General features: G+C 59.7%; 20 protein-coding genes. 9 read left to right on the top strand and 11 right to left on the bottom strand.

The window, feature by feature from the left end; translation table 11 throughout:
* Window positions 1-65: 65 nt before the first annotated feature.
* The 4 genes from LAO20_09785 to LAO20_09770 all read left to right on the top strand — a co-directional run bounded on the left by LAO20_09785 (window position 66) and on the right by LAO20_09770 (window position 1,580).
* On the top strand, window positions 66-335 hold the full coding sequence (locus LAO20_09785) for a hypothetical protein (GenBank protein MBZ5531710.1): 270 nt from the start codon (window positions 66-68) through the stop codon (window positions 333-335).
* A 59-nt stretch (window positions 336-394) separates the two neighbouring features.
* The gene (locus LAO20_09780) at window positions 395-748 is read left to right on the top strand and encodes a hypothetical protein (GenBank protein ID MBZ5531709.1); all 354 of its coding nucleotides are present in this window, start codon (window positions 395-397) and stop codon (window positions 746-748) included.
* A 273-nt stretch (window positions 749-1,021) separates the two neighbouring features.
* Window positions 1,022-1,426, top strand: a complete 405-nt coding sequence (locus tag LAO20_09775; protein ID MBZ5531708.1) for a hypothetical protein — start codon at window positions 1,022-1,024, stop codon at window positions 1,424-1,426.
* Window positions 1,427-1,433: 7 nt separating this feature from the next.
* Window positions 1,434-1,580 (top strand): hypothetical protein, encoded by a 147-nt coding sequence (locus LAO20_09770; GenBank protein MBZ5531707.1) that lies wholly within the window; start codon window positions 1,434-1,436, stop codon window positions 1,578-1,580.
* 215 nt (window positions 1,581-1,795) lie between these two features.
* Here LAO20_09770 and LAO20_09765 read toward each other — a convergent pair whose 3' ends face one another.
* Window positions 1,796-2,464, bottom strand: coding sequence for a VTT domain-containing protein (locus tag LAO20_09765; protein MBZ5531706.1), 669 nt, complete (start codon window positions 2,462-2,464; stop codon window positions 1,796-1,798).
* 417 nt (window positions 2,465-2,881) lie between these two features.
* Here LAO20_09765 and LAO20_09760 point away from each other — a divergent pair, with 417 nt between their 5' ends.
* The gene (locus tag LAO20_09760) at window positions 2,882-3,871 is read left to right on the top strand and encodes a dihydroorotate dehydrogenase (protein ID MBZ5531705.1); all 990 of its coding nucleotides are present in this window, start codon (window positions 2,882-2,884) and stop codon (window positions 3,869-3,871) included.
* Window positions 3,872-4,081: 210 nt separating this feature from the next.
* On the opposite strand, the gene LAO20_09755 is transcribed toward LAO20_09760, so the two are convergent.
* The 6 genes from LAO20_09755 to LAO20_09730 all read right to left on the bottom strand — a co-directional run bounded on the left by LAO20_09755 (window position 4,082) and on the right by LAO20_09730 (window position 10,172).
* Complete coding sequence (locus tag LAO20_09755) at window positions 4,082-4,513, bottom strand: hypothetical protein (GenBank protein ID MBZ5531704.1); 432 nt, start codon at window positions 4,511-4,513, stop codon at window positions 4,082-4,084.
* A gap of 60 nt (window positions 4,514-4,573) precedes the next feature.
* On the bottom strand, window positions 4,574-5,371 hold the full coding sequence (locus tag LAO20_09750; protein MBZ5531703.1) for an MBL fold metallo-hydrolase: 798 nt from the start codon (window positions 5,369-5,371) through the stop codon (window positions 4,574-4,576).
* 119 nt (window positions 5,372-5,490) lie between these two features.
* On the bottom strand, window positions 5,491-6,267 hold the full coding sequence (locus tag LAO20_09745) for a hypothetical protein (protein MBZ5531702.1): 777 nt from the start codon (window positions 6,265-6,267) through the stop codon (window positions 5,491-5,493).
* 144 nt (window positions 6,268-6,411) lie between these two features.
* Window positions 6,412-7,380 (bottom strand): hypothetical protein, encoded by a 969-nt coding sequence (locus LAO20_09740; GenBank protein MBZ5531701.1) that lies wholly within the window; start codon window positions 7,378-7,380, stop codon window positions 6,412-6,414.
* A 272-nt stretch (window positions 7,381-7,652) separates the two neighbouring features.
* Window positions 7,653-8,657: an NHL repeat-containing protein gene (locus LAO20_09735; protein MBZ5531700.1), complete on the bottom strand. Its 1,005-nt coding sequence runs from the start codon at window positions 8,655-8,657 to the stop codon at window positions 7,653-7,655.
* A 399-nt stretch (window positions 8,658-9,056) separates the two neighbouring features.
* Complete coding sequence (locus LAO20_09730; protein ID MBZ5531699.1) at window positions 9,057-10,172, bottom strand: MBL fold metallo-hydrolase; 1,116 nt, start codon at window positions 10,170-10,172, stop codon at window positions 9,057-9,059.
* 170 nt (window positions 10,173-10,342) lie between these two features.
* Here LAO20_09730 and LAO20_09725 point away from each other — a divergent pair, with 170 nt between their 5' ends.
* Together LAO20_09725 and LAO20_09720 are read left to right on the top strand one after the other, a co-directional pair.
* Window positions 10,343-12,235, top strand: coding sequence for an ABC-F family ATP-binding cassette domain-containing protein (locus LAO20_09725; protein MBZ5531698.1), 1,893 nt, complete (start codon window positions 10,343-10,345; stop codon window positions 12,233-12,235).
* Window positions 12,236-12,787: 552 nt separating this feature from the next.
* Entirely contained in the window at window positions 12,788-13,213 is a 426-nt protein-coding gene (locus tag LAO20_09720) for a DoxX family membrane protein (GenBank protein MBZ5531697.1), read from the top strand.
* 19 nt (window positions 13,214-13,232) lie between these two features.
* Here the strand turns inward: LAO20_09720 and LAO20_09715 are convergent, their stop codons facing one another.
* The 4 genes from LAO20_09715 to dnaG all read right to left on the bottom strand — a co-directional run bounded on the left by LAO20_09715 (window position 13,233) and on the right by dnaG (window position 17,756).
* Window positions 13,233-13,610 (bottom strand): hypothetical protein, encoded by a 378-nt coding sequence (locus LAO20_09715; protein MBZ5531696.1) that lies wholly within the window; start codon window positions 13,608-13,610, stop codon window positions 13,233-13,235.
* 93 nt (window positions 13,611-13,703) lie between these two features.
* Window positions 13,704-15,392, bottom strand: a complete 1,689-nt coding sequence (gene rpoD, locus LAO20_09710; GenBank protein ID MBZ5531695.1) for an RNA polymerase sigma factor RpoD — start codon at window positions 15,390-15,392, stop codon at window positions 13,704-13,706.
* Between the two features lie 227 nt (window positions 15,393-15,619).
* Complete coding sequence (locus LAO20_09705; GenBank protein MBZ5531694.1) at window positions 15,620-15,880, bottom strand: hypothetical protein; 261 nt, start codon at window positions 15,878-15,880, stop codon at window positions 15,620-15,622.
* A 91-nt stretch (window positions 15,881-15,971) separates the two neighbouring features.
* The gene (dnaG, locus tag LAO20_09700) at window positions 15,972-17,756 is read right to left on the bottom strand and encodes a DNA primase (protein MBZ5531693.1); all 1,785 of its coding nucleotides are present in this window, start codon (window positions 17,754-17,756) and stop codon (window positions 15,972-15,974) included.
* Window positions 17,757-17,965: 209 nt separating this feature from the next.
* Between dnaG and LAO20_09695 the strand changes: the two genes are divergently transcribed.
* A complete protein-coding gene (locus LAO20_09695; GenBank protein ID MBZ5531692.1) occupies window positions 17,966-18,529 on the top strand; it encodes a hypothetical protein in 564 nt (187 codons plus the stop codon).
* A gap of 81 nt (window positions 18,530-18,610) precedes the next feature.
* Complete coding sequence (locus LAO20_09690) at window positions 18,611-19,747, top strand: aminotransferase class I/II-fold pyridoxal phosphate-dependent enzyme (protein MBZ5531691.1); 1,137 nt, start codon at window positions 18,611-18,613, stop codon at window positions 19,745-19,747.
* Window positions 19,748-19,787: the final 40 nt, after the last annotated feature.

The raw sequence follows: 19,787 nt of genomic DNA, 5'->3' as shown, positions 1-19,787 counted from the left end.
CGAGAGACATTCGGAAAAACAGCAAGCCCCGGACTCTTGACTCCAAAAAATTAGGATGGAACCCCATGATTAGCGCACAACAACATACGCTCCCCCAGACCCTGCACAACGCGCTTCCTCGGCGCGCAGATGCCGCCCGGCGACTTGCCGGCGTCAGCCTGATAAACGGCTCCGCGCCCGCCTCGGAACGGACCACGGCCCTTCATCTCGCGCAAAACGCAGGCGTGACCACCACGGATTTGCTGCGCACCAGGCTGCTGATGCAAGCCAGCATTCCGCCAGACGAAATGCCCAGCGAGAGCGCCGATGAAATCTGGTTGCTTGGGCTTTCCTGATGGACGCTTTCAGCACGAATTTTGGCGATTCCAAAACGCCAGGAAAGGTTGATCGACATATGAACCCGGCACGCGAAACCGCGAAACAATTCATTCTCTTTGCACTCGGGTTGGATTTGCCCCATCCCGCCAGGTCGTTTTTCCTGCGTTTCTTGATTTCACAAGCCAGGACTTCGCAACGCGCGCTGGAAACAGTGCGCGAGATCTACTCGCTCGCGGCCACTGACGAGTGGCAGCCCACGCCCATCGACCTCAGCACTCTGGTGTACGGGCCCTTGGACTATCCAGGGCTCATTCCCCAGGTGCAGGAGGACGTTGACCATATCCTGAATCGCCATCCGAACGAGAAGAAGCTTCACTCTGGGTGGAACTACGTGCAGCATTTTTCTCCGATGGTGGCCAGCAAGTCGTAGGCTCCAATCTCCCCGCGCCGCTCGGCACGACAAAGTTCGCTCACGCAGCGTTAGGCCGGCGGTAAGCAGCGGCCCGGATCGAGTGTCCAGTCCCTTGCATTGTTTGCAGGGCCCCATTCAGAATTCCGGGCCGCTCGCGGGCGTTTGAATTACCTTGTTGGCTCACGCAGTCAGTTCCGCTCAAAAACAAGACAAACATCGTCGGGGTCAAAGTGGCAGTGGCCTGCCTTCTTGGCTATTCCGGGTTATTATGATTACCTCTTTGAGGTACCCATGAACCTGCCTGCCCGGACGTCGAAGCTGCTGGCCTTGCAGCAAGCCGCGGAAGCGGAGCTCAACGCGCGCTTCGCCAAGATCTTCAAGAAGCATCGCCGGCTGGCGTTTGTCCATCGCCAGGACCATCTCTTCACCGAGCATTGGACGCCGGAAGTGGCGGCTGCCGGCTACGAGTTCAGCGGATATGAAACCCGCGACGGAAACATCGTGCTGTACGGCATGGAGAAATCCAACGGCTTCTCCTACCGCATCAGCATCTCCTTCCCTCAGGACTTGGCCGACCAGCCCGCGGCCGTGGACACCTACCTGAAGCGGCAATACGCGGCGGCGCGGGCCAGCGTTCGGGACGAAGCAGACACATCGGCGTCGCAAGAAAGCGCCGGCGCGGAAGCTAACCGCTGAGCGGAAAATGCAGAGAAAGATTTTCTGGCTGCTGTTCATCACGCTCGGCCTGGTGCTCGATTTCACCTTGTCCATCTACTGGAGCCTGGCGCTGACCATACCCCTGGTGGTGCTCTGCTGGTGGGTGGCGTATCGCAGCGGGTGGTTTGAGTAACCTAAGAGCTTAACCACAAAAGACACGAAGGAACACAAAGGAACGGCAGAAGGCAAAATCATTGCTGGTGCTAAGCGCGCAATCGAACGACAAGCTAATCAGCTATTGGCTGAGATAAAAAGCCCCGGCGTGGTGGCCAGGCGCACGATCTTCAGAAACCTGCGCAGGCAGGAGTGCCTGTGCCACGCGTGTCCTCCAGGCGTTAGGTTTCATGGTCAACTTCCGGTCGTCGCCGCCCGCCACGAAGTCTTCCTTTTTCCTGAAAACAGATACGCCGCGAAGATCAGAGACGCGCTGACGATCAGCGAAATCACGATGTAGCGCGAGGGGTGGCGAAGATAGCGCAGGAAGTGGCTTCCGTAATGCTCGGCAACCAGGGTGAGCAGTCCGTAACGCAACGACCGGCCGAGCAGCACAGCGATAATGAATTTCTTCATCGGGAACGAGAATGCGCCGGCGCCCAGGAAAAACCACGAGGTGGGAAACGGCGGCGGCGCGATGCAAGGCACAAAGATGGCGCCAAAGCCCCAGCGCTTGATGGACGCGTCCACCTGGCGTACGCGCTTGGCCCCGACTTTCTTCTCCATCCACTCGGTGCCCACTTTTTTGCCCATGCGGTAGGTAATCACCGCGCCGATCAGCGCGCCGACGGTGCTCATGGCAGCGTAGTAAAGCCACAGGGTGGGCGTGAGCGCGGCCAGCCAGGCGGTAAGCAAGTCAAGGCTGCCAAAGGTGGGAATGATGGAGCTGTCGAGGATAGCCAGGGGAACCAGGCCAATGCCGCCGACGTGGCGCAAAAATGTGACCGACGTCGAGGGCGTGACCCGCGGCTTGGCCGCCAACACGGCAGATAAGACCGGGCGCCAGAGATTCAGATTCCGCATCACTGTGGTTGACGGTCCTCGCAGGGGAGTCGGTGCGGCACAGAACTATGATGCCTGGGAATCTCCGCCAGGACACCTGCGAAGAGCAGTGTTTACAAATTTTGACAGAAAGATGCATTCGGGTCTTGGCTTTTGGCTGTTGGCTCTTGGCTGTTGGCTGAGACGCGTCGCAGCTGGGGGCGGCTGCGGTCCACAATCTTCAGAAATCCGGCACAGGCAAGAGGGCCTGCCACATAATCCTTCTGAGCTCACCAGCGGTAGTGGGCGCACAGCCGGGGGCGGCTGTGCCACACGATGCTTGTCAGTCCAAGCACTTCTGGAACCGGGCAAAGTTCGTCGCCGGGGTGCAAACGGTTTAGACTAAGACTTGAACTAAATCAGCGCTCAACCAAAAGGCCTGAACTAGAAAAAGACAAGATGGCTACCCCGACGACTACATCGCCGACACCGGAGAAACCGGAAAAGCCGGAGACGAAAGACACTGGCCGCCGCAAGCCGGACCTGAGCGTGCGCTTTGCCGGGATCACCTTCAAGAACCCGATCATCGCCGCCGCCGGAACGTTCGGCTACGGCATCGAGTTTGAAGACATTGTCACGCTGGAAAAGCTGGGCGGCTTTGTCACCAAGGGCCTGTCGCGGGAGCCCATGGTCGGCAACCCGCCGCCCCGCCTGTTTGAGACCGCCGCGGGCATGCTGAATTCCATCGGGCTGCAGAACATCGGCGCGCGCGCGTTCATCGAAGAAAAGCTGCCCAAGCTGGCGGCCAAGAACAACGTGGTGGTGATCTGCAACGTGTTCGGCTACACGCGCGAAGATTACCTAGACACCATCCACATTCTCAATGACGCCGAGGGCATCACCGCTTACGAACTGAATGTCTCATGCCCGAACACCCAGGAAGGCGGCATGGTGTTTGGCACCAACCGCACCATGCTGGAAGAGCTGGTGGCCAACTGCAAGTCGGCGTCACGGCGGCCGCTGATCGTGAAGCTGTCGCCTAACGTGACCAGCATTCCGGCCATGGCCAAAGCCGCGGAAAACGCCGGCGCGGACGCCATCTCGCTGGTCAACACCTTCGTGGGCATGGCGATTGACGCGGACACGCGCAAGCCGCGCATCTCCAACGTGACCGCCGGGCTGAGCGGCCCGGCCATCAAACCCATCGCGCTGCGCATGGTGTATGAAGCGGCGCATACGGTGGAGATACCGGTGATCGGCATGGGCGGAATCAGCACGGCCACCGACGCGGTGGAGTTCATGCTGGCCGGGGCCGCGGCGGTCCAAGTCGGCACCGCCAACTTCTGGGACCCATGCGCGACAGAAAAAATTGTGGATGGACTACAGCGCTGGTGCGTGGAACATCGGGCGCAGAAGATTACGGACTTGATTGGAGCTTTACAAATCTAGCAAGTATTTAGTAGTTAGTATTTAGTACTCAGCAAAAGCGGAGTCTGGTAGGCGACTACCATCGTGGTTTCGCCCAAACAAACAAGAGCAAAATCAGAAAGCTGGCAAGCTGGCGTCTAGCCGTCTTTGAGAATTACTTCAGACTTCGCCCCACAACCCTTACTCAGAAAACCCGCTTCCCACAAATTCCCCAAAAAGAAAAACCTTCTTCTAAAGACTCTTGGGTAATTTGGGCAGCTTGTCCTTGATATTGTTGGGCAAGCGTTCATGGATGCGGCGCGCCTGGATGCGGGCCACGTCAGCCACCACCACCGGGGCGGGGGTGGCCACGGCAACAATCAGCCACACAATGCTGAAGAACAGGAACCCGGCGAGCGCGATCAACTCCAGGATCATGGCGTGTTTGGGAGAAAAATGGCGGACGGCGCCGAACGCCACCAGGAACATGATGGCGGAAACCGAGGCGACAATCATCAGGCCGATATCAATGGTGCGGTGCAAGACCTGGCGTCCGCGGCAGTGGGCACACTCCTCCAGATGCTGCTCGTAGTCAACACGCATTTCAGGCGCCAAGCCTGAAATGTCGTACCGCCAGCCAGCAAGGATTTCACCCACGACCCTGTCAATACAAACGCTGCTCATGAACTACCCTAGATCCAAGCCCTATATCACAATACCCTGGGGAAGATTGCCTCTATGTTCTCACCCGAGGCAGAGGGGATGCAATGGCTTGTCCTGGTGGGCCAGATGAATGGAGGCCGACCGGAACAGGCTCATCTTGCCGCCTAAGGCCTGATACGCCGACTCCCGCGCCAGCTCGGGGTGGTTGTTATGTTCAGATAGATGCGCCAGCACCAGGAACGATGCCTGGCCGTCATAGTCTTTGGCAAAAAATTCCGCCAGCGCGGTATTGGAAAGATGGCCCACACGGGACATGACGCGCTGCTTGACCATCCACGGATAAGGCCCGTTGCGCAGCATCTCCAGGTCGTGGTTGGACTCAATCATCAGCCCGTCGCAGCCGCGCAGGTGCTCTTTTACGTTGGCAGCCAGGTAGCCGAGGTCGGTCACCAGACCCAGCTTGATGCCCGCGGTCCTGAAGGTAAAGCCGCAGGGATCGGCGGCGTCATGGGGAATGGTAAACGGAGTCACGCTGATGTCGGCGACGGTGAAGCTGCGGCCCGCCTGGAAATGTTCGCGACGCTCCAGCGTTACCGGCTTGCCGTCGCGGCCTTTGGTCTCGCGACGCCACCGCTGGTACGTGGACTCGGTGATGTACACCGGAACTTTCAGCTTGCGCGCCAGCACGTCCAGTCCGGCCACGTGGTCCTGGTGCTCGTGCGAGACCACGATCGCCTGCAGGCGCTCCGGGTCTTCGCCGGCGGCCCGCATGCGCTTCAAGGTCTCGCGGCAGGAGATACCGGCGTCCACCAGGATACTGGCGTTGTCGCTGGAGAGAACTGTGCAGTTCCCCCGGCTCCCGCTCGCCAAAACTGTCATTCGCACCGGCACTATGGGGAAGGATATCGGGATTCGATGCTGTAGGGAAGAAAAAACGGCAGCAGAACCCAGCGCCGCACACTTACTCCACTGCGCTTTTACTTCACTGGGCGTTTACTTCACTGCACCCTGACTTCAACCACGGTCTCCGCGCCGCTTTGGCATTCGCGATACACCCACACTTTGTGCAGGCCGGACCCGGCGGGTGCGCGATAACTATCCACGATGCGGTCCATGATCTCCTGCACGGTGGCGTTCTTCATGTGGACCACCGTGGGACGCTGCTTGCGCGGAGCCACGCTACGCGAGGAGGTCTGGCGCGCGAAGCGCACGTGGCGCTTGGCCATGTACGCGGCAACTTCTTCGGTCTTCCACAGCGCGGCCAGGGCCGCCTGCGGGGGGCGGTCTTCAATCACCAGAAACTCTTTCACGCGAACTTTCAGCAAGCCGGCGCGCGCGGAACCGTCGGTAACGCGTACGCGGCCTTCGCCGGCTTCGCGCCATTGCAGGTCAGGATAACGCTGGCTGATTTCGTTCAGAGCCGCGGCCATGGGCTCCAGCGTCACCGGCGTACGGAAGCTGTACACCTGCACAATGTTGCGCGAGCCGCACTGCCCGCGCTCGACGATGGAACCGGTGTGGTGCGCCTTGTCCAGGATGTTGACCACCGCGGTGGTTAAACTCCACTCCGTGGCGTCGGCTGCCGGTGAGGGTGCAGGCGATGCGGCGGCTTTCGGCGACGATTTCCCGCTCTGCCCGCCCGGCGATTTGGCTCCGGCCGGAGATGGCGCTTGCTTCGCGTCGCCGGACGCAGAGTCCTGCGGCGGCCGGCTGCAGCTGATGAGCAGCAAAGCCAGCAACAGCACGGTCGCCGGCAAGTATTTGTTTCTGAGCATGAGAGTGAAGCGCCGAACAGAATAGCAGGATTGCGCGCGGCGGTGAAAATTAACCCAATCAGCTTCCGCTGGAAGGCGGAAACAGGGGTTCAGGCCTTATCTTGGCGGAAGACGCAACTTGGATCTTGGTTTGGCCCGGCGGGCTTAGTTATTGGTGTAGTACACCGTAGCTTTTTTCTTGGGTGTGGCCTCGGGGGCAGGCGCTGCGCGCGGGGCGGCGGCTGCCTGTGGCGCGGGCGCTGATGAAGCGGCCAGCGCCGGAGCTGGCGCGTTTGCCGGGGCCGGCGCAGGTGCGGCCGCATGCGCTACTGGCGCTGCTGCGGGAGCAGCGGCCGACTTGGTGGCAGGTTTCGCCGGCTGCACAGACTTTTGCTTCTTTTCTGGGACGGTGTCATCCACCACGATCCTCTTCACGCCATCGGAGCCGGTTATCACATGGGAACCGGAACCGGACTTGCTGCCCGTGGAGGTCGCGGTGTAAGCGGGCATGCGCCCTTTGGTTTCCATGGAGACCGCGGCGGTCTGGATATAGGAAGAGAATTCGCGACGCAGGCGAATCAGCGCGTTGTAGTCTTCGTTGAGTGGAGCAAGTTCTTCTTTCTTGCCGCGCGACTCGGCGGTGGTGAGCAGAGAGTCCAGGGCTTCGCAAACCACGCTCAGGTTGTCATACAGCTTGAACGTGGAGGAGAGACTGCCGCGCGCGATCTGGACATCATGGATGAGTCCGGGCATGGCGCCGCGCAGATTGCGCTGCAGTGACGCGGCCACCTGCTGTGCCTGCTGCTGGTGCTGGTCCTTGGAGCGGAGGATGCTCTTGGTCCAACCGGCTCCCCACTTGTCCACTTGCAGGCCGGCGATGTCAGTGTCCGCAGCCTGCGAAACGCGTTCCAGGTCGGCCAGGGACGCGCTGAGATCATGACGAATTCCAACCGACGACGCCGCTGGAACGGCTGCCGCAGCCGTCTGCGGGCTGCGTGGTTGCCGGCTCTGCCCCAGCAGGCCCATGGTAAACATGCTGAAGAGAAAGGCCAAGAGACTGATGATCAGCGGAAACCGGCGATGAGAATCCCGGTCGGCGCCAAAATTGCGCCACAGATGAAGTGGTGTGGTCATGTGGGAAACTCCTGTATGCAGCTAAGAATAACGCCGGACGCCGCCATCCACAGGGTTACGGTTGTTCACGCCCGCAGCACCGGAGGGCAGTTACCAACCGATCAGGGGGCATGACCTTCAGGGGAAGATCAAGGCTCGAACTTACCACTGATGAACACGGATGACACTGATCAAGAAAGCAATTGGCAAATCGCAATTAGCCGTTAGCAAGAACGTTCAACAATCAGTGCCATCAGTGCTGATCTGTGGTGAGATATTCCGATCCTTTCAGCTTACTTGTGGCCGTCGTTATCTCCTTGTCCCAGCGCGTTGAAGCGCGCGCGCATGCGCGACACGGTGAAGTGCCGGACCTGGGCGCACCACTGCGAATCAACCGCCTGCGTCAGGCCGAACACGCGCAAATCCAGCGCCAGGTTGGTGATGTACAAAAACTTGCCGTCGTTGCTGAACGACAAGCTAGCCGGAAACAGCAGTCCATGGGGCAGGCCGTTGCCGTCCACGCCTTCAAAGTCGCCGAGTTTGGCCAGGAGTTTTCCGCTGGGGCTGACCACGTCAATTTCGTCGCCCTGGTTGGCGGCGACCCAGAGATTGTCATGGGCATCAATGGCCAGGCCGTCCGCTCCGTTGATGCTGTTCACAAACACCGCAGGTTTGCCGGGGGCGCCGTTGGTGACCGGAATCTGTACCACGGTGTCATTGCCGGTGTTGGCCACAAACAGCGTGTTGCCTGCGTGGTTGAACTCCATGCCGTTGGCGCCGAAGGGCGGGATACCCGAGGTGGTAAGCAAAGCATCGGTCACCCACGCCGTGCCGGGACCTCCGGCGGAACCGGTCTTCCAGATGATCCCCTGGAAGGAATCGGAAACATAAACGTTGCCAGCCTGATCAAAGGTGATTGCGTTCAGCCCGGAGCTTCCGGTGACGGTCATAAAAACTTTTGACGCTCCGGTGCGCGGGTCAACGCTGAGGACCTGGCCTCCGCCGAAGTCGGCCACCAGCAAGGCGCCGGTCTGGGGATGAAAGGCGATCCCCAGCGGATGCGGGCTGGAGCCGGCGATGCTTACCTGCCGCAGAAACCGGCCTTCACGATTGAACACGTACAACTGGCCAAGCCCGGTGACGCCGCCATTCTGGTTGAAGCCAAAAGTGGCCACGTAGACGTTGCCGTCCGGGCCAACCGCCAGGCCTTCCGGACCGGTGGCGCCGTCCGGCAATACGGCGAAGAGTTGAGCGGCGTTGCGGTTCTGGTTTTGGCTTGACGGTCCTTGCTGGGCCATGGCGGCCGAAGCAACCAGCAGACATGCCAGCGCGCTCAGCAACGCGATCAACCTTTGTGTCTTGCGCAAAATGCTCATGATGCCTCCACTTCCTTCATGTCAACCAGCCATGCGGGCCAGGACGAAAGATTCGCGGGGATTCTATAGCATTTGGGGTTGTGCATGCTGGCGCACAGGCGGGAGAGGGCCGGCGGTGGGCGGGGATGGTTCTTCTTTCTTCCGAGCGATTCTTCCGAACGCTCTGATGACCGTGTGCGACGTCTTCGACGACGAAGCGCTCGCGCTGCAGGCGTTCGCCCGGCAAAAAGAAACAGCGCCGGAGTTGACGCTCCGGGCGGGATGAAAAGCAACCGCCCGAATATCAAAACCGGCGCGTGAGACCAGCCGGACGACGCACCTTTACTTTCCCCACTCTCCGTACAACTTGGCGATGGCCGGCGCGATGGTGAAGCCCCAGGCAAATACCGGGAAGTTTTTGAACTTGTCCGGCACCACATAGCGCTGCTGCGCTTCCGCCACCGGGACGCCGGCTTTGAACATCTTCTCGGCTTGCGCGGAGATATCGTCGAAGACTTCGCGCAGGCTGGCGATGCCCTCCTGTCCGCAAAGCTGCCCGTGGCCGGGGACGAAGAGCGTTTCTTTGTCCATGGCGGCGAATTTGGCCAGCGTGGCGCGCCATCCGGAGATGGTGGCCTTCTCATCAAAGCACACCGGGTACCATCCGCTGAACAGCAGGTCGCCGGTGTAGACCACGTTCTGCTCGGGCACGCGGACGATCATGTCCGTGCCGGAGTGTCCTGGATAGTGCTCGATCACCGCGGTGAGCCCGCCCAGGTCCACGGTGGTTGGCTTGGTGGGATCAAGGGGATGGTTGGGCAGCGCCAGCACGGTGGCGTTCGAAATCTGGAACACCGTGGTGATGGCGTTCAGGTCGCTCTGCGCGTGGGCCCTTTCCGTATCGTTCTTGGCGTCTTTCACCGCTTTTTCAAACGGCGCGAGCACCGCGTTCTTGTCCGCGCCCTGGAGCGGCGAGTAATTCTCCACTATCCGCTTGGCGGCCGTGGCGTGCGCCCACAGCGGCACCCCGTTGGCGCCGTAATACGCGTTTCCCATGGAGTGATCAAAGTGATAGTGCGTATCCAGCGCGCCTTTGACCGGGACCTGGCTGACCATGCGCAGAGCGTCCATCTGGAAAGCCGCGCCGCCCGCGGTGGTGAACCCTTCAATCAGCAGGGCCGCGTCTTTGCCCACCAGAAATCCGCCGTTGCTGATCGTAGTCGGGCCCTTGGATGGGTCCGAGATGGTGGCGTAAAGACCGTTGCCGATCTTGCGCACCGCGGCAAATCCTTTGTCGACGATGGGCGTTTGCGAGACTCGCGAATCGGCGCTCAGGGCGCCCAGGCTCTTCGCCAGGGCGGGCAGCGGAACCAGTTGCGCCAGCGCGTAATACGCTCCAAAGCATGAAGTATGGGCAAGAAAACTCCTGCGGGAAAGAAACTTCGACACGTCGTTCAAGGTCCCTCCAGATGGCCGTGAGATTGAAGCACGACATTCTAGCAGAGCAAAAAGCGGCGGGGCGGACACGGAAGGCTCAATCGCTTTCCCAGGATTTGTGCGCCGACCTGCCGCGAGCGCGGCGTCTGCTATCCTGAAATTAGCCCATTTTTGAAGGAACCAGCCGACTCTTGCCGCCGATCATCAACGCACAACGCATCAGCAAACGCTTTGGCGCGCTGCCGTTGTTCCAGGAAATCTCTTTCACCGTTGCGGAAGGGGACCGCATCGGCGTCATCGGCCCGAACGGATCTGGTAAATCCACTCTGCTGCGGATTTTGTCCGGCGAACTAGAGCCCGACTCCGGCGACGTGGCCACGCGCAAGCGCACCCGCCTGGTGTACGTGGAGCAACAGTCAGAGTTTGCGGCGGGCGAGAGCGTGCGGTCGGTTGTCGCCAAGGCGCTGCAACGCGCTCACGTTCCCGACGACGAGCGCGAAGGGCGATTAGTCGAATGGCTGGGGCGCGCGGGGTTTGAGGATTTTTCCGCCTTAGCCTCGTCCCTTTCCGGCGGATGGCGCAAACGGCTGGCGATTGTGGAAGCGCTGGTGCAGAACCCCGACGTCCTGCTGCTGGACGAGCCCACCAACCATCTGGACCTGGAAGGCATTGAGTGGCTGGAGGAGTTGTTGCAGTCGGCGGCGTTTGCCTGCGTGGTGGTCAGCCATGATCGCTATTTTTTGGAGAACGTGGCGACCGCGACTGTGGAACTGAACCGCCTTTATCCCGACGGGCTACTGCGCGTGGCCGGAAGCTACACGGCGTTTTTGGAAAAGAAAGAAGAGTTCTTGCACGCTCAGGCCAAGCACCAGGAAGCTCTGGAAAACCTGGTCCATCGCGAGATTGAGTGGCTGCGGCGCGGGGCCAAGGCGCGCACGCGCAAGTCGAAAGCCAGAATCGGCAAGGCCCACGAACTGATGGCCGAGCTGGGCGACCTCAACACGCGCACCCGCAGCGCCACCGCGGACATTGATTTTTCCGCCACTGACCGCAAGACCAAACGGCTGATCGAGATGAAAGACCTCAGCTATGAAATCAGCCACGGCGTCGAAGCCGGCGGGCGCGTGTTGTTCAAAGACCTCAACTTCCTGATCACCGCCGGCAAGCGCGTGGGATTGGTTGGCCCGAACGGCAGCGGCAAGACGACTCTGCTGCGATTGCTGCGCGGTGAAATCGAACCTACGGCCGGCGAAATCAAGAAAGCTGATTTTCTGCGCGTGGTGTACTTTGACCAGAACCGCCAGCTTGATCCCAACGCAACTTTGCGCCGCGCACTGGCGCCGGAGAGTGATAGCGTTGTCTACCAGGACCGCGTCACCCACGTGGCCAGTTGGGCGGCGCGCTTTCTGTTTACCAGCGAGCAGTTGAACCAGCCGGTGGGGAACCTCTCGGGCGGCGAGCGGGCGCGCGTGCTGATCGCCCAGCTCATGCTGCAACCCGCTGACGTGTTGCTGCTGGATGAGCCGACCAACGACCTGGACATCCCCACGCTGGAGATTCTGGAAGAAAGCCTGCTGGAGTTTACTGGCGCCCTGGTGCTGGTGACGCATGACCGCTACATGCTGGACCGCGTGTCCACGGTGGTGCTGGGGTTGAGCGGCGACGGCGCCGCGGAGGTGTTTGCCGACTACCCGCAGTGGGAAGCGTGGATGGAGGAGCGGCCCTCAGGGGTTAAAGCCCAGGAAAAGGCTGGCAGTGGCCGCAGGCCTGAAGGCCTGCTCCATCCCGTAGTCCCAGGCGGACAGAACCAGAAGGGCCTGGGCCAGCCCGAGACTCCGCGACCCTCGGAGCAAGGCAAGAAAAAACTCTCCTACATCGAACAACGCGAATACTCGACGTTGGAGCAGCGCATCGCCAATGCAGAAGGTGTTTTGCAGCAGGCAAAGGCCGCGGCGGAAGATTCCGCCATCGCTACGGACGCGGCGAAGCTGATGATGACGCATCAGGAATTGGAAAAAGCACAGAAAATTGTGGATGAGCTGTACGCCAGGTGGGCGGAGCTGGAAGGGAAGATAGGCAACTAGCGGCAGCAGACCCAATTCACCGCATCAGCGCAGGCGAGGGCACCTGCGGTCCACAATCATTTTAGAGGCGCCGTCTCGTGAAAACGCCCTGAAGCTGCATGGTTATCGGAAACATTCCCGGGATGTCTCGACTCCGTCCTCATCCCGGCAAGCCAGGACTCGGAACTTCGCTCGACATGACAGGGACGGGGGATTTCGTATTCATGGTGATTCATCGTTCGCCACTCATCATTCATCATTCATCATTCATTCACCATCCGGCATCGGAACTTCGCTCGACACGACACGTAGAGAGAGAGGACTACGTGTAACGCGACAGCCTTCGTGACAGTCGCGGCGCCGATGCCAGCGAGTGCGTTTATGCTTCGAGCAACGAAAGCAGATTCCTCACCTTCGGTTCGGAATGACAATTTGTTAAATGGATCGAGTCAGGCTGTGGCCACCGCCTAGGAGGGAATGCCTTGTTACAAACCGACTTCCTGCCCGGCGCAGCAGCTTGTAACCTCCGTCCGCCCTGCACACTCTATGCCTGCAAGAGAGGTGATATCGGCGATGCAGAACAAATTACAAACTGTGCAAACCATTTCCAGATTTGCCCTTGGCTTGATGGCGTTTCTTGCCGGGCTGGACAAGTTTCTTAACCTGCTTACCAACTGGGAGCAATACGTGAGTCCGCTGGTGCAGAGAGTGCTTCCCTTCAGCGCGACCACCTTCATGCACATTGTGGGCGTGATTGAAATCATTGTGGGCCTGGCCATCTTGACCAAAGCAACCCGGCTGGGAGCTTACGTGGCCGCAGCCTGGCTGGTTTGCATTGCCGTGGCGCTGGTCACCACGGGTCAGTTCTTTGACGTTGCCGTCCGCGATCTGGAACTGGCGGTCGCCGCTTTTGTGCTGGCCAAGCTGACCGAGATCAGAGAAAGCAGCACAGCGGAAAGCGCCAGCGCCGCAAAAGAGCTGCGGACAACAATGGCCTGACCAATTGTCAGGTCTGCCATCAGAACCAGGTCCCTCGCCGGTATTCCGCGTACTTTGCGCCGAATTTTTCAGACAGCACTTTGGCTTCCCGTCCGGCATTCATGATCTGGAGGGGAACCAGAATGACCAGGGGCACAAGCGGATACCACCAACCCGTGGCCAACGCCACGCCCATGAGAGTAAGGTCAAGAAACACGTACATCGGATTACGGATGCGCGAATAAAGGCCGGTGGTGACCAGCCCTTTGGCCTGCGGAGTCACGGAGAAGGCCTTCCCCAGTTGGACACGCGCCACCAGCAGGAGCGCGAACGACACCAGGGCGACAAAGGCGCCCAGAAGCGCAGTTGGTTTCATGAGAGTGGTGCACCCTTTGAAGTTGTTACGACTGATTTTCATTGATAGCACTGATTGATACAAAAAAGGCGCCGCCTTTCAGTAGCGCCTTCAGATCTGCGTTTGATCTGTGTAGATCAGTGGTTCAAATCGCCTTTACGCTTCGCGAATCCCATCCATGAACGCCTTCAACTTGCGCGAGCGCGAAGGGTGCCGCAGTTTGCGCAACGCCTTGGCTTCTATCTGGCGGATGCGTTCGCGGGTGACCGCAAACGACTGACCGACTTCTTCCAGCGTGTGCTCGGAGCCGTCTTCCAGACCAAAACGCATCTTGATGACTTTTTCTTCGCGCGGCGTGAGCGTGCGCAGCACCTGCGAGGTCTGGTCTTTCAGGTTCACGTTGATCACCGCTTCGGCGGGCGAGACCATGCTGCGGTCTTCAATGAAGTCGCCCAGATGCGAATCTTCTTCCTCGCCAATGGGCGTCTCCAGCGAGATGGGCTCCTGTGCAATCTTCAAGACCTTGCGGACCTTGGCCACGGGAATATCCATGCGCTTGGCTATCTCTTCCGACGTGGGCTCGCGCCCCAGTTCCTGCACCAGTTGACGTGAGGTGCGGATCAGCTTGTTGATGGTCTCAATCATGTGCACCGGAATGCGAATGGTGCGGGCCTGGTCGGCGATGGCGCGAGTGATGGCTTGGCGGATCCACCACGTGGCGTAGGTGGAGAACTTGTAGCCGCGGCGGTACTCGAACTTGTCCACGGCTTTCATCAGGCCGATGTTCCCTTCCTGGATCAGGTCCAGGAACTGCAGTCCGCGGTTGGTGTACTTCTTGGCGATGGAGACCACCAGGCGCAGGTTGGCTTCAATCAGCTCACGCTTGGCGGCTTCCGCGTCTACGTCGCCCTGGATGATTTCCCGCTGCGTGCGCCGCAGCTCCTGGTAGGTGACGCCGGTATCGCGTTCCTGCTTTTCCAGGTCAATGCGGTGGGAACGCTGGATGCGGCGGTACTCGCGCCGGGTTTCTTCCACGCGCGTGGCTTCAATCTTCTTTTCCAGATTGTTGATCTGGCGTTCCAGCGCGCGCATGGACTCAACCGTCTTGTTCACCCGGTCAATGAGCCGCTTGCGCTCCGGCGTGGTGAACTTGAGGTTGCGGATACCGGTGGAAACCTGCACCTGGGCCCGGCCCAGCGCCCAGCGCGCGCGGCGGTGTTCGCGCGGCTTCTTTTTCTGCGCCAGGTTGGCCAGCTTTTCTTCCACCTGCTGGACTTTTTTGTAGTGCTTGGAGACGTCGTCAATCTTGCCGACGAAGTTCTTCAGGCGCGCCTGCACTATCTCTTCCGTGATCTCCTCTTCGTCGAAGGCCACCAGCTCCTTGATGGAGCGGACGCCGCGTTTGAGGTCCTCGCCCAGGGCCAGGATTTCTTTGATCACAATGGGAGAGCGTGACAGCGCTTTCAGCACGCGCAGTTGCCCGCGCTCAATGCGCTTGGCAATTTCCACTTCGCCTTCGCGGGTGAGCAACGGGACGGTGCCCATCTCGCGCAGGTACATGCGCACCGGGTCGTTGGTTTTCTCCATCGTGCCCGGGGTCAGGTCAAGTTCTACGTCTTCGCCTTCTTCCAGATCTTCAAACTTCTGTTCGGAAGGAAGGCCCTTGGTCGAATCGAGTACATCTATGCCTTGCGTGCCAATGGTGGTAAGCAGGTCGTCCAGATCGTCTGGAGAGTGGACATCACCGGGAATGAGGTCATTGACCTGGTCATAGGTGAGATATCCCTTTTCTTTGCCTGCATCAATCAGTTTTTTTATGTCTTCGAATTTGTCGTCTAGAGCCAAACCACAATCCTCTTTGTAAGTGTCACAGCCAAGTTTTCAAGGCAATACCGGGTTGTCCGCTCGTATCCCCAAAGCGTGTAAGCGTGCGGGATGTAGGCTGGAAAGCGCGCAAAACCCGAGGCTAAAAATTTTAGCACACGGTGCGTCAAGAAAAAAAGATAGGCGGCCAGCCAACCCTGCTCAAAACAAAGGGGATATATTACCTATTTATTAGATGGCGGCATACCCTAAACCGATGCGGCATACATGGCGAAGATTACCGTAAGACCCGCTGCGGCCGTGGCGAAAAACCAGGTCCGTGACGCTCGCCAGCCGGCCAGAAGTGAAAGACCAAAGGCCACCACGCCGCAGATGAGGACAGCTTCGTGGGTCTTCAACCAGGCAACTTGGGGCGCCAACACTGACGCCCAGAAATCAACAACATACAGCGCGGCTAGAGCTCCGCAAAAGTGCCAAAGCCAGCGAAGAGGGGATTGATCGGCGGTCATGTGAAGACCTCAGATGGTTATGATGCATGCTCGTGCCCAGCAGGCGGGTCCTGTTACGTGTCTTGGCAGGATGCAGCAACTGGGAAACCGTCTAGTTCTGGGCGGCCGCCAGCTTACGGTCCAGTTCCAGCTTCTCCTGCTTTAGACGGACCAGCGTAGCAGCGTCATTGCGTTTCTCGGCGTCCACGATTCCCCATTTGATCTCGCGTTCACGGCGGAAGATCTGGATGCGGTGGCGCAAACCGTCCAACGCGCCTTCCAGCAATTCAGTGGTGAGAGGCTCGTGCTCGGTCATCACCACGGCGGCGAGCAGCTTGCGCTCCGGCTCTTCCAGCGGCAATTGCATAGGATCGTCCACTTCTTCGCCGGCTTCCAGCAGATGTTGCAGCAGGACTTCACTACTCAGTCCTTCATGCAGCCGCTCTTCCGCCAGAGCGCGCAGGACCGCGCTACGCATGGAACGCTCATCTGCCGCGGTGGCCGACGCCGCGCGAATCAGTACTTTCTCCGACGAGGTGAGGTGCGGAGCGGTGCTCGCCGGCATTTCCCGGTTTGCTCGCTGGGTGGCGGCGGTCTTGAACTCCTGCCGCATCACTCCGGAATCAATTCCCAGTTTTTGCGCGATGTCGCTGGCCAAGCTCTCGCGGACAATGCGGCTGCTCACGCGATGGATGTGCGGCAACAGATAGTTCACCGCGTTCTTTTTGCCTTCCGGCGTGCGCACCGGGAACATGTGCATGGCGCGGTCCACCAGGTAGTCAAAGTAGTCGAGCGACTTTTCCTTGAGAGCCTTGGCGTACGCGGCGGCGCCGTGCTTGCGGATGAAAAGATCAGGATCAAAGCCGGCTTCGAGGCGCAGGACCTTGATATGGAACTCTTCGGCCAGCAGCATGCCGAGCGAACGGTCAGTGGCGGTGGCCCCGGCGGTGTCCGGATCAAAGTTGACGACAATATCTTTGCTGAAACGCGCCAGGAGGCGGACCTGGGCCTCAGAAAACGCCGTCCCCGAACTGGCGACCACGTTGTGAAAGCCGGCGGCGTATACGGAGATGCAGTCCATCTGGCCTTCCACGATGATGGCGTAGGTCAGTTTGCGGATGGCCTCTTTGGCTTTGTCCAGGTTGAACAGCACGCGCGACTTGGAATAGATGGCGGTTTCCGGCGAGTTCAGATACTTGGGCCCGGCCTTTTCGTCGGTGGCCAGCGTGCGCCCGGTGAAGGCGATGACCCGGCCATTTTCTTGGGCGATAGGAAACATGATGCGGTTGCGAAACTTGGAGTAAATGTTTCCCGCGTCCGAGCCTTCTTTCCAGGAAAACAACCCAGATTCGCGAAGCAGCGGCTCGCTGTAGTCGGCTTTGAGGCGGTCGCGCAGCAGGAAACCTGAGTCGGGCGCAAAGCCGATGCGGAATTCGCGGATGGTCTCTTCGCTCAGCCCGCGCGTGCTCAGATACTGGCGGGCATGCGCTCCTTCGGGTTTCCGCAACTGCTCTTCAAAGAATGCGCAAGCGCGCTCATGCATCTCCATGAGTTGTCCGCGATGCCGGGCCTGCTCGGCTTCCTGCGGTGACGAATACTCAAACTTGGGCAGCTTGATGCCGCACTTCTCGGCGACGACCCGAATAGCTTCAGGGAAAGAAATGTTTTCGATCTTCTGCACGAAGCTGAACACGTCCCCCGATACGCCGCAGCCAAAACAGTGATAGAACTGCCGCGTCGCGTGCACGGAAAATGAGCCCGTCTTTTCCTGGTGAAAGGGACAGATGCCGGTATAGTTCTGCGCGCCGCTCTTCTTGAGCTTGATGTACTCGCCCACCACGCGAACGATGTCCGCCTGTTGCCGCACCATTTCTTTGAGATCGTTGGAGGTAGTCATGGGCGCTCAAGATCAAAGATCATTGTGCTTGAAAACTTCACGGAGGGGAATGCCAGAACTTGGTGCAACTTGAACGCCGCCGGTGCTCCGCCTGTCGCGTAGACGCTCATCAGCCTCGCCGCAACCGCGCTTTCGCCCACAAAGCTATAACAGAAGCCATTCCAGCGGCATCTTACATAGTAGATATGGCGCCCGCCGGGAGGGGATTTATGACGCGAACCACCATCCGCACCACGATTGCACTGTTTTTCCTGATCACCGGGCTTGCTCTTCAACTGCCGGCCCAGACAGGTCCTGAGTTTGTCGTTAGCATCAGTCCCTCCATTGTGACCATCACGCAGGGCGGCATGACGTCGTTTACCGTGAATATTGCGGTCAACGAGCGGCCAACATTTGAACTTAATCTTTCCGGACTGCCCTCCGGGGTGATTGCCCAGGTCCCCGCCGGGCGCGCCGGCGCCACCACCATTGTCCTAAACGCCCTGCCCAGCGCGGCCACGGGTTCCTTTACGGTTGATTTGACCGCCCTGGCTGGCGGGTTGTCGCCAGCCCGGGCCGGCAACGTCGCGCAGACCCAGAGCTTTGTGCTCAACGTGAAGCCGATGCCCGTGGTGCAATGGGAGTACCGCGTTGAAGTCACGCGAACCCAGCAGGAGTTGGAAGACATGGCCGGCAGCCTGGGAACGCAATCTTGGGAACTGGTCAGCGTGGTCCTGCATGAGCACAATGGCACACCAGAGTGGGTGGGATTCTTCAAACGGCAGAAGCACTAACCAATGAGTTGATCGAAACTCACAGTGCTTGCCTGTTCCCGACCGACATAGCCTGGGCCTTTTTGTGTAATCTGTAGGGCGATGAGAATTGAAACCAAGGCCATCCACGCCGGCGACATCGCCGAGCAGACCCACGACGTGACCTCCGCCATCCATCTTTCTACTACGTTCCACAAGGCAGACGACGGCTCGCTCCCAGGCGGCCATCTTTATGCGCGCGTGAGCAACCCCAACCGCGAAGCTCTGGAACGCGCGCTGGCTGCGCTGGAGCAGGGCTCGCTCAAAGAAAGTCCGGCGGCGTTGGTGTTTTCCTCCGGCAGCGCGGCCACCATGACCGTGCTGCAGTCGCTGGCGCCGGGCGACCACGTCATCGCCCCGGAAGATGCTTACTACGGCACACCGATCCTGCTCAAGACGGTCATGGCGCCGTGGGGGCTCAAGTTTTCGCTGGTCAACATGCAGGACTTGAACGCCGTGGAGCGCGCCGTCACGCCGGCGACGAAGCTGATCTGGGCCGAAACGCCCTCCAATCCGCTGCTCAACATCACCGACCTGAGCGCGGTGGCGGCCATCACGAAGAAGGCCAACGCGCTGTTCGCCGTGGACAACACATGGGCCACGCCGCTGCTGACGCGTCCGCTGGAGTTGGGCGCCGACGTGGTGATGCATTCGGTCACCAAGTATCTTTCCGGCCACAGTGACGTGCTGTGCGGAGCGTTAGTGTTTCGCGAAGCCGGCGATCTCTACCAGCGCGCGCGGCACATACAGCACGAGGGCGGAGCGGTGCCGTCGCCGTTTGAATGCTGGCTCACGTTGCGCGGGTTGCAGACGTTTCCCTATCGCGTGCGCGCGCAGTCGGAAAGCGCGCAACGGATTGCCGAGTTTCTTGAAAAACAACCGAAGATTGAGGCGGTGCACTATCCCGGACTGCCGAGTCATGCTGGACACAAGATTGCCGCCCGCCAGATGTCGGCTTTCGGCGGGATGATGTCCATTCAAGTCAAAGGCGGGCAGACCGAGGCGTTCAAGCTCGCCGCCGGGTTGAAGCTGTTCAGCCACGCCACCAGCCTGGGCGGGACGCATAGCCTGGTGGAACATCGCGCGTCAGCAGAAGGCGAGTACACGCGCAGCCCGAAAAACCTGTTAAGGCTTTCAATTGGCCTGGAGCATCCGGACGACCTGATGGAAGACCTGGAGCAGGGACTGACGAAGCTTTAGCCGCAGATCAACGCAGATAGGCGCTGCTAACACAACAATT

The organism is Terriglobia bacterium, assembly GCA_020072815.1.
Classification (GTDB): Bacteria; Acidobacteriota; Terriglobia; order Terriglobales; family Acidobacteriaceae; genus Angelobacter.
This window is presented reverse-complemented; position numbering and strand designations above follow the sequence as displayed.

Excerpts from the sequence above, each read along its gene's own strand:
- LAO20_09785 (MBZ5531710.1), top strand. The coding sequence starts at position 66 with ATGATTAGCGCACAACAACATACGCTCCCCCAGACCCTGCACAACGCG.
- LAO20_09780 (MBZ5531709.1), top strand. The coding sequence starts at position 395 with ATGAACCCGGCACGCGAAACCGCGAAACAATTCATTCTCTTTGCACTC.
- LAO20_09775 (MBZ5531708.1), top strand. The coding sequence starts at position 1,022 with ATGAACCTGCCTGCCCGGACGTCGAAGCTGCTGGCCTTGCAGCAAGCC.
- LAO20_09770 (MBZ5531707.1), top strand. The coding sequence starts at position 1,434 with ATGCAGAGAAAGATTTTCTGGCTGCTGTTCATCACGCTCGGCCTGGTG.
- LAO20_09765 (MBZ5531706.1), bottom strand. The coding sequence starts at position 2,464 with ATGCGGAATCTGAATCTCTGGCGCCCGGTCTTATCTGCCGTGTTGGCG.
- LAO20_09760 (MBZ5531705.1), top strand. The coding sequence starts at position 2,882 with ATGGCTACCCCGACGACTACATCGCCGACACCGGAGAAACCGGAAAAG.
- LAO20_09755 (MBZ5531704.1), bottom strand. The coding sequence starts at position 4,513 with ATGAGCAGCGTTTGTATTGACAGGGTCGTGGGTGAAATCCTTGCTGGC.
- LAO20_09750 (MBZ5531703.1), bottom strand. The coding sequence starts at position 5,371 with ATGACAGTTTTGGCGAGCGGGAGCCGGGGGAACTGCACAGTTCTCTCC.
- LAO20_09745 (MBZ5531702.1), bottom strand. The coding sequence starts at position 6,267 with ATGCTCAGAAACAAATACTTGCCGGCGACCGTGCTGTTGCTGGCTTTG.
- LAO20_09740 (MBZ5531701.1), bottom strand. The coding sequence starts at position 7,380 with ATGACCACACCACTTCATCTGTGGCGCAATTTTGGCGCCGACCGGGAT.
- LAO20_09735 (MBZ5531700.1), bottom strand. The coding sequence starts at position 8,657 with ATGGCCCAGCAAGGACCGTCAAGCCAAAACCAGAACCGCAACGCCGCT.
- LAO20_09720 (MBZ5531697.1), top strand. The coding sequence starts at position 12,788 with ATGCAGAACAAATTACAAACTGTGCAAACCATTTCCAGATTTGCCCTT.
- LAO20_09715 (MBZ5531696.1), bottom strand. The coding sequence starts at position 13,610 with ATGAAAATCAGTCGTAACAACTTCAAAGGGTGCACCACTCTCATGAAA.
- LAO20_09705 (MBZ5531694.1), bottom strand. The coding sequence starts at position 15,880 with ATGACCGCCGATCAATCCCCTCTTCGCTGGCTTTGGCACTTTTGCGGA.
- dnaG (MBZ5531693.1), bottom strand. The coding sequence starts at position 17,756 with ATGACTACCTCCAACGATCTCAAAGAAATGGTGCGGCAACAGGCGGAC.
- LAO20_09695 (MBZ5531692.1), top strand. The coding sequence starts at position 17,966 with ATGACGCGAACCACCATCCGCACCACGATTGCACTGTTTTTCCTGATC.
- LAO20_09690 (MBZ5531691.1), top strand. The coding sequence starts at position 18,611 with ATGAGAATTGAAACCAAGGCCATCCACGCCGGCGACATCGCCGAGCAG.